Origin of the sequence: Nocardia sp. NPDC046473 (assembly GCF_040645995.1) — a bacterium.
Taxonomy (GTDB): domain Bacteria; phylum Actinomycetota; class Actinomycetes; order Mycobacteriales; family Mycobacteriaceae; genus Nocardia.
This window is the reverse complement of record NZ_JBEYZJ010000002.1, coordinates 481,660-495,533: the sequence shown is the minus strand read 5'-3', so window position 1 is coordinate 495,533 and position 13,874 is coordinate 481,660. Positions and strand designations below refer to the sequence as shown.

The following is a 13,874-nucleotide window of genomic DNA, read 5'->3' as shown; positions in this document are numbered from 1 at the left end:
TGGGGAGCACGGAAAGGGAGCGACGACATGCGCGACCAAGAGATGCGCGACCGCGGTTTCCGCGGCCGAGCAGTGCGCCATACCGGTACCAGACTGTTCAGCACACTGTTGCTCATCTGGTTGGCCATCGGCCTGATCGCCGCGGGTCAGCGCCACTATTTCGAGGGCAGCCCGACGAACTGCGCGGGTTGGGGCACGATCGCCCTCACGGCACTGGCCGGCCCGCTCAACTACATGGGGATGAACCCGAAGGTCGATGACTGCACGTTGCCGCAGCCGAGCCAGTAAAAACCAGCCCCCACCCGGCGAACCGAGTGGGGGCGAATGCCGGGAGGTCAGCCGACGTCGGCGGGCAGCTTCGCGTCGCCCGGCGTCGGCTGCCCGCGCAACGCGAACAGCTTCGCACCTTCCACATCGATGTCCGGCACGATCTTGTCCAGCCAGCGGGGCATCCACCAGGCCCACTTGCCCATCAGCGCGAGCAGCGACGGAATCAACACCATCCGCACCAGGAAGGCGTCGAACAGCACGCCGGCCGCCAGCGCGAAACCCATCATCTTCGCGGTCACATCGGTCTCCAGCAGGAACGAGCCGAACACCGAGATCATGATGACCGCCGCGGAGGTGACCACCCGGGCCCCGTGGTGATAACCGCTGATCATCGCCTCCTTCGGCGGCTTGCCGTGCACGTACTCCTCGCGCATGCGAGTCACCAGGAACACCTGGTAGTCCATCGCGAGGCCGAACACCAAGCCGACCAACATGATCGGCAGGAAGCTCACGATCGCCCGCGGATCCTGGATCAACCCGAGCTTGCCCTCCTGGAAGATCAGCACGGTCGCACCGAAGGTGGCCGCCATCGACAGCAGGAAGCCGAGCGCGGCGGTCAGCGGCACCAGGATGGAGCGGAACACCAGGATCAGCAGGATGAACGCGGCGCCCGCCACGATCGCCATGTACGGCACGATCTTGCCGAGCAGCACGTGGTCGATATCGGCATAGATGGCGGTGGTGCCGGTGATGCCGTATTTCATCCCGTACTGCGATTCGAGCCGGCCCTCGGCCGCGCGGGCGTCGCGGACCAGGTCCTTGGTCGACTGGTCGTTCGGCCCCGACTTCGGTACACCGTTGATGAGCGCGCCGAGTCCGTCCTGGCTCAGCCGCGGCTCGGTCACGTAGTCCATATCCGGTGAGGCCGCGAGCTCGTCGTGCAGCGAACTCAGTGCCGCCGTGCGTTTTTCCGCCGGAACATTCGCGAGGTCGACCGCGACCTGCAACACGCCGTTGCTGCCCTCGCCGAACCCGGCCGTGCGCAGCTCGTAGGCCTTTCGGACGGTGGAGGTCTTGGGCATGCTGTCCTCGCCGGGCAGCCCGAGGTTCATGTTCGTCGCGGGCAGGGCGAGCAGCCCGAGCACGACGATACTGAGCACCAGTGCGACGGCGGGCGCCTTGCCGATGGCCTGGGCGAAGCGCATGCCGTTGGTGATCGAGTCGTCGTCTTCCGGATCGTGCTGCGCGATGAGCGGCAGCTTCGGCTTGAACAGGTGCCGCCCGAACGCGCCGAGCAGCGCTGGCATCAGCGTGATCGCGGTGAGCACCGCGAACCCGGCCGCGATCGCGCCGCCCAGACCCATGAAGGTAAGGAATCGAACGCCGACGATGCTGAGCCCGACCAGCGCGATGATGACGGTGAGACCGGCGAACACCACCGCCGAGCCCGCGGTCCCGAGCGCGGTCCCGGCCGCCTCGTCCGGCGAATCCTGTACTGCCAGTTCATGTTTGTAGCGCGAGACGATGAACAACGCGTAGTCGATGGACAACGCGATACCGATCATCGACGCGAGGAACGTGGTGAAGCTGGGGATAGAAAGGAACGAGGTGCCGAGGAAGATCAGCGCGGTAGCCGCACTGAGCCCCACCACCGCGGTGATGATCGGCACGAACGCGGCGACGATCGCGCCGAACGCCACGATCATCACGATCAACGCGACCGCCATGCCGATCATCTCGGACTGACCGCTCGGCGCCGCCTGCTCCGTCGCGATGGTGCCGCTCAGCTCGACCGTCAAACCCGCGCCGCGCGCCTGGTCGGCCACGTCGTAGGCGGCCTTGCGGCTCTCGGCGGTGACGTCGGTGAAGTTCTTGATGCCGAACGGCACGCTGAAGAACGCGACCGTGTCCCGGTCGGTCTTGTTGAGCACGTTCAGCGGTGCGCCGCTGCACTTCGAGGCGTCCGGCTCGGCGACGAGACAGCCCATCTCCTCGGTCGCGGTGATCGGGTTCGGGATCGGCTTGCTGTGGTCGACGATGCCGAGCTGGTTCAGCTTGTCGATCAGCGCGTCGATCGCCTGCCGGTTGACCGGGTCGGTCAGCCGCTGACCCGCGGGCGCGCCGAGCACGTAGGTCCCGGTGACGGCGTCGAATTTGAACCCCTCGGACATACCGGGGAAGTGCTGGTCGAGGATCTGCGTCGCGCGCTCCGACGGCAGGTTCGGCATGCTGAAGTCGTCGCTCATCGGCTCCTTCAGCTGGGTGCCGAGCACGCCGAGGACCAGGAAACCGACGATCCAGATCGGCAGCACAATCCACTTGTGGCGGAAGGCGAACTTGCCCCATCGGTATAGATACACGGACACAGGGTTCTCCTCGCGGTGATCGGGTCGGGCCGGATCGAGCGACTGAACGCCCGCGGGCCGACTGCGCCCGCCGGGGAACTACCGAGCTGGAGAGGTCGAACTTCTTCTGAGTCTGCTGTGGACGGCGCACAAGATCAAGAACCGACCGCGGAAACAACTCGGCCCCGCACTCGAAGAATCGAGTGCGGGGCCGAGTGCGGACCGATCAGCTGACGCCGACCGGCACCTGCACCGTTTCCGCCGAGCGCTGCTGCAGTTCACGCAGCTTGGCGCCTTCGACGTCGATATCGGGCACGATCCGGTCCAGCCACTTCGGCATCCACCAGGCCCACTTGCCCATCAGCACGAGCAGCGACGGGATCAGCACCATCCGGACGATGAACGCGTCGAACAGCACGCCGGCCGCCAGCGCGAAGCCGAACGACTTGGCCGTCACGTCGGTCTCGAGCAGGAACGAGCCGAACACCGAGATCATGATGATCGCCGCCGAGGTCACCACGCGGGCACCGTGGTGATAACCGGCGACAACCGCTTCCTTCGGTGATTTGCCGTTGACGAACTCCTCGCGCATCCGGGTCACCAGGAACACCTGGTAGTCCATCGCGAGGCCGAACACCAAGCCGATCAACATGATCGGCAGGAAGCTGATCAGCGGATGCGGATCCGCGATCAGCCCGAACTTGCCCTGCTGGAAGATCAGCACCGTCGCGCCGAACGTGGCGCCCATGGAGAGCAGGAAGCCGAGCGCCGCGGTCAACGGCACCAGGATCGAGCGGAACACCAGGATCAGCAGGATGAACGCGGCACCGGCGACGATCGCCAGATACGGCACGATCTTGCCGAGCAGCACGTTATCGACGTCGGCATAGATGGCAGTGGTGCCGGTGATGCCGTATTCCATGCCGAACTCGGCCTGCAGCTGTCCTTCCGCGTCGCGGGCGTCCTTGACCAGGTCCTTGGTGGCCTGGTTGTTCGGACCCGACTTCGGCACGCCGTCGAGCAGCACGCCCTGCTTGTCCTCGCTCCACTTCGGCTCGGTCACGTAGTCCATGCCGGGGTAGGCGGAGAGCTTGTCGCGCAACGCCTTGACCGCGTTCTCCCGGTTCTCCACCGGCACCTTGGACAGGTCAGCCGCCACGTTCAGCACGCCGTTGCTGCCCTCGCCGAAGCCCTCGGTGCGCAGCTCGTAGGCCTTGCGGATGGTGGAGGTCTTGGGCTGGCTGTCGTCGCCGGGCAGGCCGAGGTTCAGTCCGGCGGCGGGCGCGGCGAGCGCACCGAGCACCAGGACGCTCAGTCCGAGGGCGAGCCAGGGCGCCTTGCCGATCAACCGGCCGAAGCGCATGCCGTTGGTGACCGAGTGGTCGTCCTCCGGATCGTGCTTGGCGACCAACGGCAGCTTCGGCTTGAACAGGAACCGGCCGAACGCGCCGAGCAGCGCTGGCATCAGCGTGATCGCGGTGAGCACCGCGAAGGCCGCGGCGATCGCGCCGCCGAGACCCATGAAGGTCATGAACTGCACGCCGACGATGCTGAGCCCGCCGAGCGCGATGATCACCGTCAGGCCGGCGAACACCACCGCGGATCCGGCCGTGCCGAGCGCGGTACCGGCCGCCTCCTCCGGCGAATCCTGTACTGCCAGTTCATGTTTGTAGCGCGAGACGATGAACAACGCGTAGTCGATGGACAACGCGATACCGATCATCGAGGCGAGGAAGGTGGTGAAGCTCGGTACCTCGATCACCGAGGTGCCCAGGAAGATCAGTGAGGTGGCCGCGCCGAGACCGATGATCGCGGTGAGGATCGGCACGAAGGCGGCGACGATCGCGCCGAACGCCACGACCATCACGATCAGCGCGACGCCCATGCCGATCATCTCGGACTGACCACTCGGCGCCTGCTGCTTCATCGCGATCGAGCCGCTCATCTCGACCGTGAGCCCGGCATTGCGCGCGTCGGCGGCGACCGCGTAGGCCGCGTCGCGCTGCTGGTCGGTGACGTCGGTGAACTTCTTGATGGTGAACGGCACGTTCATCACCGCCACCGAGTCGGGCACGGTCTTGCTGAGCACGTTCAGCGGTGCGCCACTGCACTTACCGGGATCCGGGTCGGCCAGACAGCCCATCTTCTCGGCGGCGGTGACCGGGTTCATGATCGGCTTGCTGTGGTCGACGATGTCGAGTTCGCCCAGCTTGGCGATGAAGGCGTCGACGGCCGTGCGGTTCGCCGGGTCGGTGAGCTTTTGGCCCGCCGGTGCGGCGATCACGTAGGTGCCGGTGACGGCGTCGAACTTGAATGCGGCGGACGCGCCCGGAAAGTGTTTGTCGAGAATGTCGTTCGCGCGCGCGGACGGCAGGTCCGGCATGCTGAAGTCGTTCGTCATCGGCTTCTTGAGCTGCGCACCCAAGCCGCCGAGGATCAAGAAGAGAAGCAGCCAGACGGGGAGCACTATCCATTTTCTTCGGAAAGCGAACTTTCCCCATCTATAGAGGTACACGGACACGACGGATCTCCTAGCGGTGCTGGGGGGGTGCTGATTCAGGCCGGTGACAGCACTCGCGGGGTGCCCTGCTTGTCCCCGCCTCCACGTGACGCTTTCTGCCTACCGTGCGGTAGGTAGACTATTCGAGGACTAAGCGGAGGTGCAACCTCTATTTCGCCGACACCGTTAGCTCGGCGCACGAATGGTGAGAGGATCATCCGATGACCGCGCGATCTACCCACGGCAGCGTTGCCGCTGGTCGAGGCACGAAATCCGCGATTCGCGACGCCGCGGTGAAGCTATTCGGCGACAAAGGATTCGAGCAGACGAGCCTGCGCGAGGTCGCGGATGCGGTGGGAATCACAAAGGCCTCGCTCTACTATCACTACGCCTCGAAACTCGATCTGCTGCACGCGATCATCGATCCGATCATCGATCACATGCACTCGGTGGTGCTCGATCTCGACCGGGCCGCGCGCGATGCGGACGGCGTCAGGGAAGTGCTGCGCAACTATCTGCGCGGCCTGGTGCACCATCGCGCCGCGGGTGCGCTGGTGCTGCGCGACACCGTGACGATCCTCAACGCGATGGCCGACCGGCATCCCGATCTCATCGACGATGACCGGACTTTGCGCGAATGGCTGGCCGGACCGGACGCCACCGAGGAGGCCAAGCTGCGCGCCGGCGCGGTGCTCGCGATGCTCGGCGTCGCGCTGATGTCCAGGGAGTTCGCGCCAGGCGCGGACAACGCGCTGGTGGAAACCACGCTGCTCGATGCGGCGACCTGCGTGCTCAACGCGCGCAACAGCGCGTAGATTGCAGCTACTCGACGGACCAAACCGGAAAACGCCAGGAGATGCTGTGCACATCACCGCGAAGGTCGACTACGCGGTGCGGACGTTGCTCGAGATCGCCCGCGCACCGCAGCTGAACCCGGCCGTGCTCGGCCCCGTCGTGCAGGCCGCGCCGGTGGTGAAGGCCGAGGCGATCGCAACGGCCCAGCGAATTCCGCCGAAGGTGCTGGAGACGGTGCTCGGCGACCTTCGCCGGGCCGATCTGGTGATCAGCAGGCGCGGTCCTGATGGCGGCTACTGGCTGGCCCGCCCGGCCACCGAGATCTCCGTCGCCGACGTGATCAGGGCGATCGAGGGTCCGCTCGCCTCGGTGCGCGGCGAGCGTCCCGAGGACGTGACCTATCAGGGCGCGGCCGAATCACTGCAGCGTGTCTGGATCGCCTTGCGCGTGAATATTCGTGCGGTACTGGAGAATGTGTCGATCGACGACGTCGCCAACAATCGGCTACCCGAGTTCGTCGACGCGCTCACGAATGATCCGGGCGCATGGGCGCGTAGAGAGCGCCCGCTGAATTAGGTCCGCTGAATCAGACATATCACCCGCTGAATCAGATGCCAGGGCCACCGAATTGGACGCCAGGCGCGGATAAGCGCCTCGACGGGAGGGCATTTATGCAGGTCAGAAATGTTTGCGACGCACGTCACTGTTCGCCGGTATTCTGCGATTCATCATGCTGATTCGACTTCTGCGCACCTATCTGTACCCCTACCGCGCCCAGCTGGCGGGGGTCGTTGTGCTGCAGTTGATCTCGGTGATCGCGATGCTGTATCTGCCGAGTCTCAACGCCGATCTGATCAACAACGGCGTCACCAAGGGCGATATCGGATATATCTGGAGCACCGGCCTTCGGATGCTCGGGGTCACCTTTGTCCAGATCGTCAGCTCGGGCTGCTCGGTCTACCTCGGCGCGCAGGCGGCGATGAGCGCGGGCCGCGATATGCGTGGCGCGTTGCTGCACCGAGTCGGCACCTTCTCCGCGCGCGAGGTCGGCATGTTCGGCGCGCCGTCGCTGATCACCCGCAATACCAACGACATTCAGCAGGTACAGCTGCTCATCGCGATGTCGGCGACCATCCTGGTGATGGCGCCGATCATGTGCATCGGCGGCATCATCATGGCGTTGCGTGAAGACCTCGGCCTGTCCTGGCTGCTGCTCATCGCGGTGCCGGTGCTCGGGCTGTCGATGGGGTGGATCATCAGCAGGATGGTGCCCGGGTTCCGGGACATGCAGACCAGGATCGACGAGGTGAACCGGGTACTGCGCGAGCAGATCACCGGTATCCGCGTCGTCCGTGCCTTCGTCCGGGAACGCCAGGAAACCTGGCGCTTCGGCGTCGCCAACTCGGAGCTGACCGATACCGCGTTGCGCGTCGGCAGGCTGATGGCGCTGATGTTCCCGCTGGTCATGCTGATCAGCAATGTCACAGCGGTGGCGGTGATCTGGTTCGGCGGGCACGCCGTCGACCGGGGCACCATGCAGATCGGCTCGCTCACCGCGATGCTGTCCTACATCATGCAGATCCTGATGGCCGTGATGATGGCCTCGTTCCTGGCCATGATGGCACCGCGCGCCGCGGTCTCCGCCGAACGGATCGGGGAGGTGCTGGAGACCGAGTCCTCGGTCGTGCCGCCGCCGCTGCCGCAGCCGTTCAAGGGCGACCCGGCCGAGGTCGACTTCCAATTCGCCGAGTTCGCGTACCCCGGCGCGGAGAAGCCGGTGCTGAAAGCCATTCGGTTCCAGGTGCAGCCGGGCACGACCACCGCGATCGTCGGCGCCACCGGTTCGGGCAAGACCACGCTGCTCAATCTCATTCCGCGGCTGATGGACGTCACCGACGGCGCGGTATACCTGGGCGGCACCGACGTCCGGCACATCGACCTCGAGGTGCTGCGCGCACAGATCGGCCTGATCCCGCAGAAGGCATACCTGTTCTCCGGGACGGTGGCCAGCAACCTGCGCTACGGCAACCCGGACGCCACCGACGAGGAACTCTGGCGTGCGCTGGAGATCGCGCAGGCGGACGACTTCGTCCGAGAGATGGCGCAGGGCTTGGAAACTCCGGTCGCCCAGGGCGGCACCACCGTCTCCGGTGGCCAGCGCCAGCGGCTCGCCATCGCGCGGGCACTGGTGAAGCGGCCGAGGGTCTACCTGTTCGACGACTCGTTCTCCGCGCTCGACCAGGCGACCGACGCCAGGCTGCGGGACGCGCTGCGGCCGGTGACCAGTGACGCCTCGGTAATCATTGTGGCGCAACGGATCACGACGATCCGCGACGCTGACCAGATCGTAGTGCTCGAGGACGGCGAGATGGCCGGAATCGGCACGCACGAACAACTGATGCGTGACTGTAAGGAATACCAGGAAATCGTGTCATCCCAGCTGAGCGCGGAGGAGGTGCGATGAGGCCAGGAATGCCTGCCCCCGGTGCGCCGGATGCCAAGGCGAAGTCGTTCGGCCCGTCGCTGAAGCGGCTGCTGCACCGGCTCGCACCGGAGAAGAAGCTCGTCTGGCTCGTCATGCTGCTCGCCATTACCTCGGTGGTGCTGAACACGCTCGGTCCGTACATGCTCGGCAAGGCGACCAACCTGGTCTTCAACGGCTTCGTCGGCAAACACCAGCTGAAGTTCCCGCCGGGGACCACCAAGGATCAGGCGGTCGACTTCCTGCGGACGCACGGCAACAACACCTTTGCCGACATGGTCAGCGCCATGGACGTCACCCCCGGCGTCGGCATCGACTTCACCGCCGTCGGCCAGGTGCTCATGCTGGTGCTCGCGCTCTACATCGGCGCCTCGGTGTTCGGCTGGCTGCAGGCCTTCCTGCTCAACCTGGTGATCAACCGGACGGTCAAGCGGCTGCGCGGCGAAATCGAGGACAAGATCCATCGACTTCCGTTGCGCTACTTCGATTCCCAGCCGCGCGGTGACGTGCTGAGCCGGGTCACCAACGATGTCGACAACGTGTCGCAGAGCCTGCAGCAGACGATGAGTCAGCTGATCGTCTCGGTGTTCACGGTGCTCGGCATCCTGGTGATGATGTTCTGGATCTCGCCGCTGCTCGCGCTGATCGCCCTGCTCACCGTGCCCGCCGCGATCGTGGTCACCGCGCTGATCGCGAAACGCTCCAAGCCGCACTTCGTGGACCAGTGGAAGCACACCGGTCTGGTGAACGCGCAGGTCGAGGAGGCCTACACCGGGCACGAGATCGTCACCGCGTTCGGCCGTAACCAGGAGGTCGGCGCCGAGTTCGACAAGCGCAACGAGGAGCTCTACCAGTCGAGCTTCAAGGCGCAGTTCATCTCCGGGCTGATCATGCCCGCCATCATGTTCCTCGGGAACGTGAACTTCGTGCTGGTGGCGCTGGTCGGCGGCCTGCGGGTCGCGACGGGGCAGCTCTCGCTCGGCGAGGTGCAGGCATTCATCCAGTACTCGCGTCAGTTCAGCCAGCCGCTCACCCAGATCGGCGCGATGGCCAACCTGCTGCAGTCCGGCGTCGCCTCGGCCGAGCGGATCTTCGAGATCCTCGACGCCGAGGAGCAGAGCCCGGATCCGATCGCGGCCGATACCCGCCCGCTCGACCGCGGCGAGGTCGAGTTCGAGGGCATCTCCTTCCGCTACGAGGAGGAGAAGCCGGTGATCGAGCGGCTGTCCTTGATTGCCGAGCCCGGTCATGTGGTCGCCATCGTCGGTCCCACCGGCGCGGGCAAGACCACGCTGGTGAATCTGCTGATGCGGTTCTACGAGCTGGACTCCGGCGCCATCACCATCGACGGTGTCGATATCACCCGGATCAGCCGCGACAACCTGCGTTCCCGCATCGGCATGGTGCTGCAGGACACCTGGTTGTTCAAGGGCACCATCCGGGAGAACATCGCCTACGGCAACCCGAACGCCGGCGAGGAAGACATCCTCGCCGCCGCGCGGGCCGCCTATGTGGACCGTTTCGTGCACGCGCTGCCCGACGGCTACGACACGATCATCGATGAGGAAGGCTCCGGCGTCAGCGCCGGGGAGAAGCAGCTGATCACCATCGCCAGGGCGTTCCTGGCGAAGCCGTCCATCCTGATCCTGGACGAGGCGACCAGCTCGGTGGACACCCGCACCGAACTGCTGGTGCAGCACGCGACCGCAGCCTTGCGCCGCGACCGCACCAGCTTCGTTATCGCGCACCGCCTGTCCACCATCCGCGACGCCGACCTGATCGTCGTCATGGAGGCGGGTCGCATCGTCGAGCACGGCACGCACGAACGCCTGCTCGAGGAACGCGGCGCCTACTACCGCCTGTACAACGCACAGTTCGCGGCGGCCTCGGCCGACGTGTAGCGCCCGAGCAAGGGCCGCTTCGCCGTTCGCCACGGCGGGGCGGCCCTTGTCGTGCCTGCGGCGGGGGCCGACATCGCGGCCGATTCCTTGCTGGGAGGATGTTCGGGTGTCAGACCCTGGTTCCTTCTCGTTCACCGTCGGTAACCGCCTCGACGGGCGGCACGGCCGATCGGGTGTGATCAACACTCCGCACGGCTCGATCGCCACGCCCGCGTTCATCCCGGTGGGCACCAAGGCGACGGTGAAGGCGGTGCTGCCGGAGACGATGCAAGAGATCGGCGCGCAGGCGCTGCTGGCCAACGCCTACCACCTCTACCTGCAGCCGGGTTCCGACATCGTGGACGAGGCGGGCGGGCTGAGCAAGTTCATGAACTGGCCGGGGCCGACCTTCACCGACAGCGGCGGCTTCCAGGTGATGTCGCTCGGCGTCGGCTTCAAGAAGGTGCTCGCCATGGAGGCGGTCGACGTGCGCAGCGACGACGTGATCGCGAAGGGCAAGGAGCGCCTGGCCACCGTCGACGACGACGGCGTCACCTTCCGCTCGCACCTGGACGGCTCGAAGCACCGGTTCACCCCCGAGGTGTCGATGGGCATCCAGCACCAGCTCGGCGCCGACATCATGTTTGCCTTCGACGAGCTCACCACCCTGCTCAATACCCGCGGCTACCAAGAGAAGTCACTGCAGCGCACGCACGAGTGGGCGCAACGCTGCCTCGACGAACACGAGCGCCTGACCGCCGCCCGCACGCACCGTCCGTACCAGGCGCTTTTCGGCGTGATCCAGGGCGCGCAGTACGAAGACCTGCGACGCCAGGCCTGTCGCGGCCTGGAATCGCTGCGCGGCAGCGAGGGAACGAGTTTCGACGGTTACGGCATCGGCGGTGCGCTGGAAAAGAGCAACCTCGGCACCATCGTCGGCTGGTGCTGCGACGAACTGCCCGAGGACAAGCCACGGCACATGCTCGGCATCAGCGAGCCCGAGGACATCTTCACCGCGGTAGAGCACGGTGCGGATACCTTCGACTGCGTGAACCCGTCCCGGGTCGCCCGCAATGCCGCCATCTATGTCGCCGAGGGCCGATTCAACATCAACACCAGTCGTTTCCGGCGCGACTTCACCCCGATCGACGACACCTGCGACTGCTACACCTGCGCCAACTACACCCGCGCCTACCTGCACCATCTGTTCAAGGCCAAGGAAATCCTCGCGGCAACCCTGTGCACAATCCACAACGAGCGCTACACCATTCGGCTGGTCGACCGTATTCGCGCGAGCATCGAGGGCGGCTATTTCGACGAGCACAAGGCCGAGACGCTCGGCCGCTGGAAGGGGCGAATTCCGACCCCGTGAACCGGTGGCCCCGAACTCCACCGGGTGAAGTTCGGTGGCCGCCAACATCTTTCAGCTCAGTAGCGCGGGTTCTTTGCTCGGTGCGTAGCTCGGCTCGTTCTTCTTGAGCCAGGCGATCACCCGATAGGTGATCGGCAGCACGATGACCTCCGCGAGCGTCTTCCAGATGAAGCCGACGATCACGTAGTTCACGAACTGGCCCCACGAGTCGATGCCGATGGCGGTGGCCGCGATCGAGCAGAAGATCAGCGTGTCACCGAACTCGCCGACCACGGTGGAACCGATCAGTCGCGCCCACAGGTGCTTTTCCTTGGTTCGTTCCTTGATCAGCACCAGCGTCGCGGAGTTCAGCATCTCACCGACGAAATAGCCGGCCAGCCCGGCCGCGACCAGCTGCGGCGTGGTGCCGATGACGGTGCGGAACGCGTCCTGGTTCTCGTAGAACGTGGCCGCGGGCAACTCGATCGCGATCTTGAAGCACACCACCACCAGCAGCAGGATGGCGAAGCCGTAGTAGATGGCCCGGCGAGCGGCCTTGAAGCCGTAGATCTCGCTCAGCACGTCGCCGATGATGTAGGCCAGGGGGAAAAGGAACCAGGCGCCGTCGGTGCTGATCGGCAGCACCTCCAGCGGCCCGATCTGCACCGAGTGGTCGGTGAAGAACTGCACGCCCTTGGTCGCGCAGATGTTGGAGATGATCAGCGTTGCCGTGAACAACGCCACGATCGGTGTGTAGTACCCCCGCGCCACCTGGGCGAACGCCGCATGGTCGGGCGCGGGGTGCCCAGATTCGGGCGCATCTATTTTATTCGGCTCACTCACCCGCATCATCCAACCAGGTTGTGGAATACCCTGTAGCAATGACGAATCCCGGCGATTCCGACGAATGGTGGAAACAGTACGGCGGCCAAGGCGTATCGCCGGAATCCGGTGCGCCGAGCTCGGTTCCGCAATACCCGAACGCTGAACAGCCATCGGGGTACCCGTCGGCGCCGCAATACCCGCAGCAACCCGCCCAGCCCATGACGCCGCCGCCGCAACAGCAGTACCCGGGCTACCAGCAGCCGCAGCAGGCATATGGGCAGCAACAGCCGCAGCAGGCCTACGGCCAGCCGCAGCAACCGTATGGTCAGCAGCCGAACTACGGTTACCAGCCCGCCTACCAGCCGTACGGGATGCCGCAGCAGCAGGGCACCAACGGCATGGCGATCGGCGCGCTGATCTCCTCGCTGGCCGGATTCGTCACCTGCGGCCTCGGCTCGATCGTCGGCATCATCCTCGGCGTCATCGCCTTGAACCAGGTCAAGCAGAGCGGCCAAGAGGGCAAGGGCATGGCGCTGGCCGGCATCTGGATCGGCGTCGGCGCCATCGTGCTCGCCGTCCTGTGGTTCGTCGTCGTCCTCATCGCTGGAACGACTTAGTCTCGACCGCACCAAAACGTCAGGGGCGCACCCGATAACGGGTGCGCCCCTGCTCGTGTCTTCAGCCGATCGGCGTCAGGACTTGACGACCTGCGTGCCACCGGCGAACTTGTCGTGCCAACCTTGCTTGTTCGGGTCCTGCGAGATGGTGACCATGATGTAGATCGCGAGAACCAGCGAGACCAGGCCACCGACGCACGGAATGATGTTCGCCGCGACGAAGATGTTGCGCTTCAGCGAGGTGACCGGCTCGATCTTGGCCGCGCCGCCGGGCGCGAGCACCTTCAGGCCGAGCACCTTCTTGCCGATGGTGGTCCCCTGCGAGGTCTCCATGCCGACGAAGTAGCCGAGCTGCACCAGGGTCCAGACCAGGCCGAGGCCGATGGTCAGCCCCAGGCTGTTCTTCACCAGGAAGTAGATGATCAGGTAGGGGATGTAGAGGATGAGTGCGTCGATGACGCGCGCACCGATGCGGGTGCCGAGGTCACCCGGCTGCCCACCGTACTGGTTGAAGCCGCCCGGCTGCTGCGGGTACTGGCCGTACTGATCCTGCTGGCCGTACTGCGGCGCCTGGCCGTACTGCGGCTGCTGGCCGTACTGCGGGGGCTGCTGCCCGTACTGCGGCGGCTGCTGGCCGTACTGTCCGCCCTGCGGGAACTGTTGGCCGCCCTGCGGGAATTGCTGACCGCCTTGCGGATGTTGCTGGCCGCCTTGCGGGTACGGCTGCCCATACGGCTGCCCGCCCTGCGGATATTGGTTGGGGTCGTACCCACCGCTTGTCATAGTTTGTCCTCGTCGAGTGATCAGTA

11 protein-coding genes are annotated in these 13,874 nt (G+C 65.5%); 7 read left to right on the top strand and 4 right to left on the bottom strand.

Annotated features, from left to right (window positions below; genetic code table 11):
• The first annotated feature begins 27 nt into the window (after positions 1-27).
• A complete protein-coding gene (locus ABZ942_RS07770) occupies positions 28-288 on the top strand; it encodes a hypothetical protein (RefSeq protein ID WP_357379933.1) in 261 nt (86 codons plus the stop codon).
• 47 nt (positions 289-335) lie between these two features.
• On the opposite strand, the gene ABZ942_RS07765 is transcribed toward ABZ942_RS07770, so the two are convergent.
• Positions 336-2,636 carry an MMPL family transporter gene (locus ABZ942_RS07765; RefSeq protein ID WP_357379932.1) on the bottom strand — a complete coding sequence of 767 codons (2,301 nt, stop codon included), beginning with the start codon at positions 2,634-2,636 and terminating at the stop codon, positions 336-338.
• A gap of 205 nt (positions 2,637-2,841) precedes the next feature.
• Complete coding sequence (locus tag ABZ942_RS07760) at positions 2,842-5,136, bottom strand: MMPL family transporter (RefSeq protein WP_357379931.1); 2,295 nt, start codon at positions 5,134-5,136, stop codon at positions 2,842-2,844.
• Between the two features lie 200 nt (positions 5,137-5,336).
• Here ABZ942_RS07760 and ABZ942_RS07755 point away from each other — a divergent pair, with 200 nt between their 5' ends.
• The 5 genes from ABZ942_RS07755 to tgt all read left to right on the top strand — a co-directional run bounded on the left by ABZ942_RS07755 (position 5,337) and on the right by tgt (position 11,644).
• A complete protein-coding gene (locus ABZ942_RS07755) occupies positions 5,337-5,930 on the top strand; it encodes a helix-turn-helix domain-containing protein (RefSeq protein ID WP_357379930.1) in 594 nt (197 codons plus the stop codon).
• A gap of 46 nt (positions 5,931-5,976) precedes the next feature.
• Positions 5,977-6,486 (top strand): Rrf2 family transcriptional regulator, encoded by a 510-nt coding sequence (locus ABZ942_RS07750; protein ID WP_357379929.1) that lies wholly within the window; start codon positions 5,977-5,979, stop codon positions 6,484-6,486.
• A gap of 154 nt (positions 6,487-6,640) precedes the next feature.
• Positions 6,641-8,374 carry an ABC transporter ATP-binding protein gene (locus ABZ942_RS07745; RefSeq protein WP_357379928.1) on the top strand — a complete coding sequence of 578 codons (1,734 nt, stop codon included), beginning with the start codon at positions 6,641-6,643 and terminating at the stop codon, positions 8,372-8,374.
• On the top strand, positions 8,371-10,293 hold the full coding sequence (locus tag ABZ942_RS07740; protein ID WP_357379927.1) for an ABC transporter ATP-binding protein: 1,923 nt from the start codon (positions 8,371-8,373) through the stop codon (positions 10,291-10,293). Before ABZ942_RS07745 ends, ABZ942_RS07740 begins: the two co-directional genes overlap by 4 nt.
• A gap of 106 nt (positions 10,294-10,399) precedes the next feature.
• A complete protein-coding gene (gene tgt, locus ABZ942_RS07735) occupies positions 10,400-11,644 on the top strand; it encodes a tRNA guanosine(34) transglycosylase Tgt (RefSeq protein WP_357379926.1) in 1,245 nt (414 codons plus the stop codon).
• A 51-nt stretch (positions 11,645-11,695) separates the two neighbouring features.
• Here tgt and ABZ942_RS07730 read toward each other — a convergent pair whose 3' ends face one another.
• Complete coding sequence (locus ABZ942_RS07730; RefSeq protein WP_357380358.1) at positions 11,696-12,472, bottom strand: queuosine precursor transporter; 777 nt, start codon at positions 12,470-12,472, stop codon at positions 11,696-11,698.
• A gap of 32 nt (positions 12,473-12,504) precedes the next feature.
• On the opposite strand from ABZ942_RS07730, the gene ABZ942_RS07725 reads away from it, so the two are divergent.
• A complete protein-coding gene (locus ABZ942_RS07725) occupies positions 12,505-13,065 on the top strand; it encodes a DUF4190 domain-containing protein (RefSeq protein WP_357379925.1) in 561 nt (186 codons plus the stop codon).
• 75 nt (positions 13,066-13,140) lie between these two features.
• On the opposite strand, the gene ABZ942_RS07720 is transcribed toward ABZ942_RS07725, so the two are convergent.
• Complete coding sequence (locus tag ABZ942_RS07720; RefSeq protein WP_357379924.1) at positions 13,141-13,848, bottom strand: RDD family protein; 708 nt, start codon at positions 13,846-13,848, stop codon at positions 13,141-13,143.
• Positions 13,849-13,874: the final 26 nt, after the last annotated feature.

What these genes read in the sequence shown, in the direction of transcription:
- ABZ942_RS07770 (WP_357379933.1), top strand. Translation starts at nt 28, where the DNA reads ATGCGCGACCAAGAGATGCGCGACCGCGGTTTCCGCGGCCGAGCAGTG.
- ABZ942_RS07755 (WP_357379930.1), top strand. Translation starts at nt 5,337, where the DNA reads ATGACCGCGCGATCTACCCACGGCAGCGTTGCCGCTGGTCGAGGCACG.
- ABZ942_RS07745 (WP_357379928.1), top strand. Translation starts at nt 6,641, where the DNA reads ATGCTGATTCGACTTCTGCGCACCTATCTGTACCCCTACCGCGCCCAG.
- ABZ942_RS07740 (WP_357379927.1), top strand. Translation starts at nt 8,371, where the DNA reads ATGAGGCCAGGAATGCCTGCCCCCGGTGCGCCGGATGCCAAGGCGAAG.
- ABZ942_RS07730 (WP_357380358.1), bottom strand. Translation starts at nt 12,472, where the DNA reads ATGCGGGTGAGTGAGCCGAATAAAATAGATGCGCCCGAATCTGGGCAC.
- ABZ942_RS07725 (WP_357379925.1), top strand. Translation starts at nt 12,505, where the DNA reads ATGACGAATCCCGGCGATTCCGACGAATGGTGGAAACAGTACGGCGGC.
- ABZ942_RS07720 (WP_357379924.1), bottom strand. Translation starts at nt 13,848, where the DNA reads ATGACAAGCGGTGGGTACGACCCCAACCAATATCCGCAGGGCGGGCAG.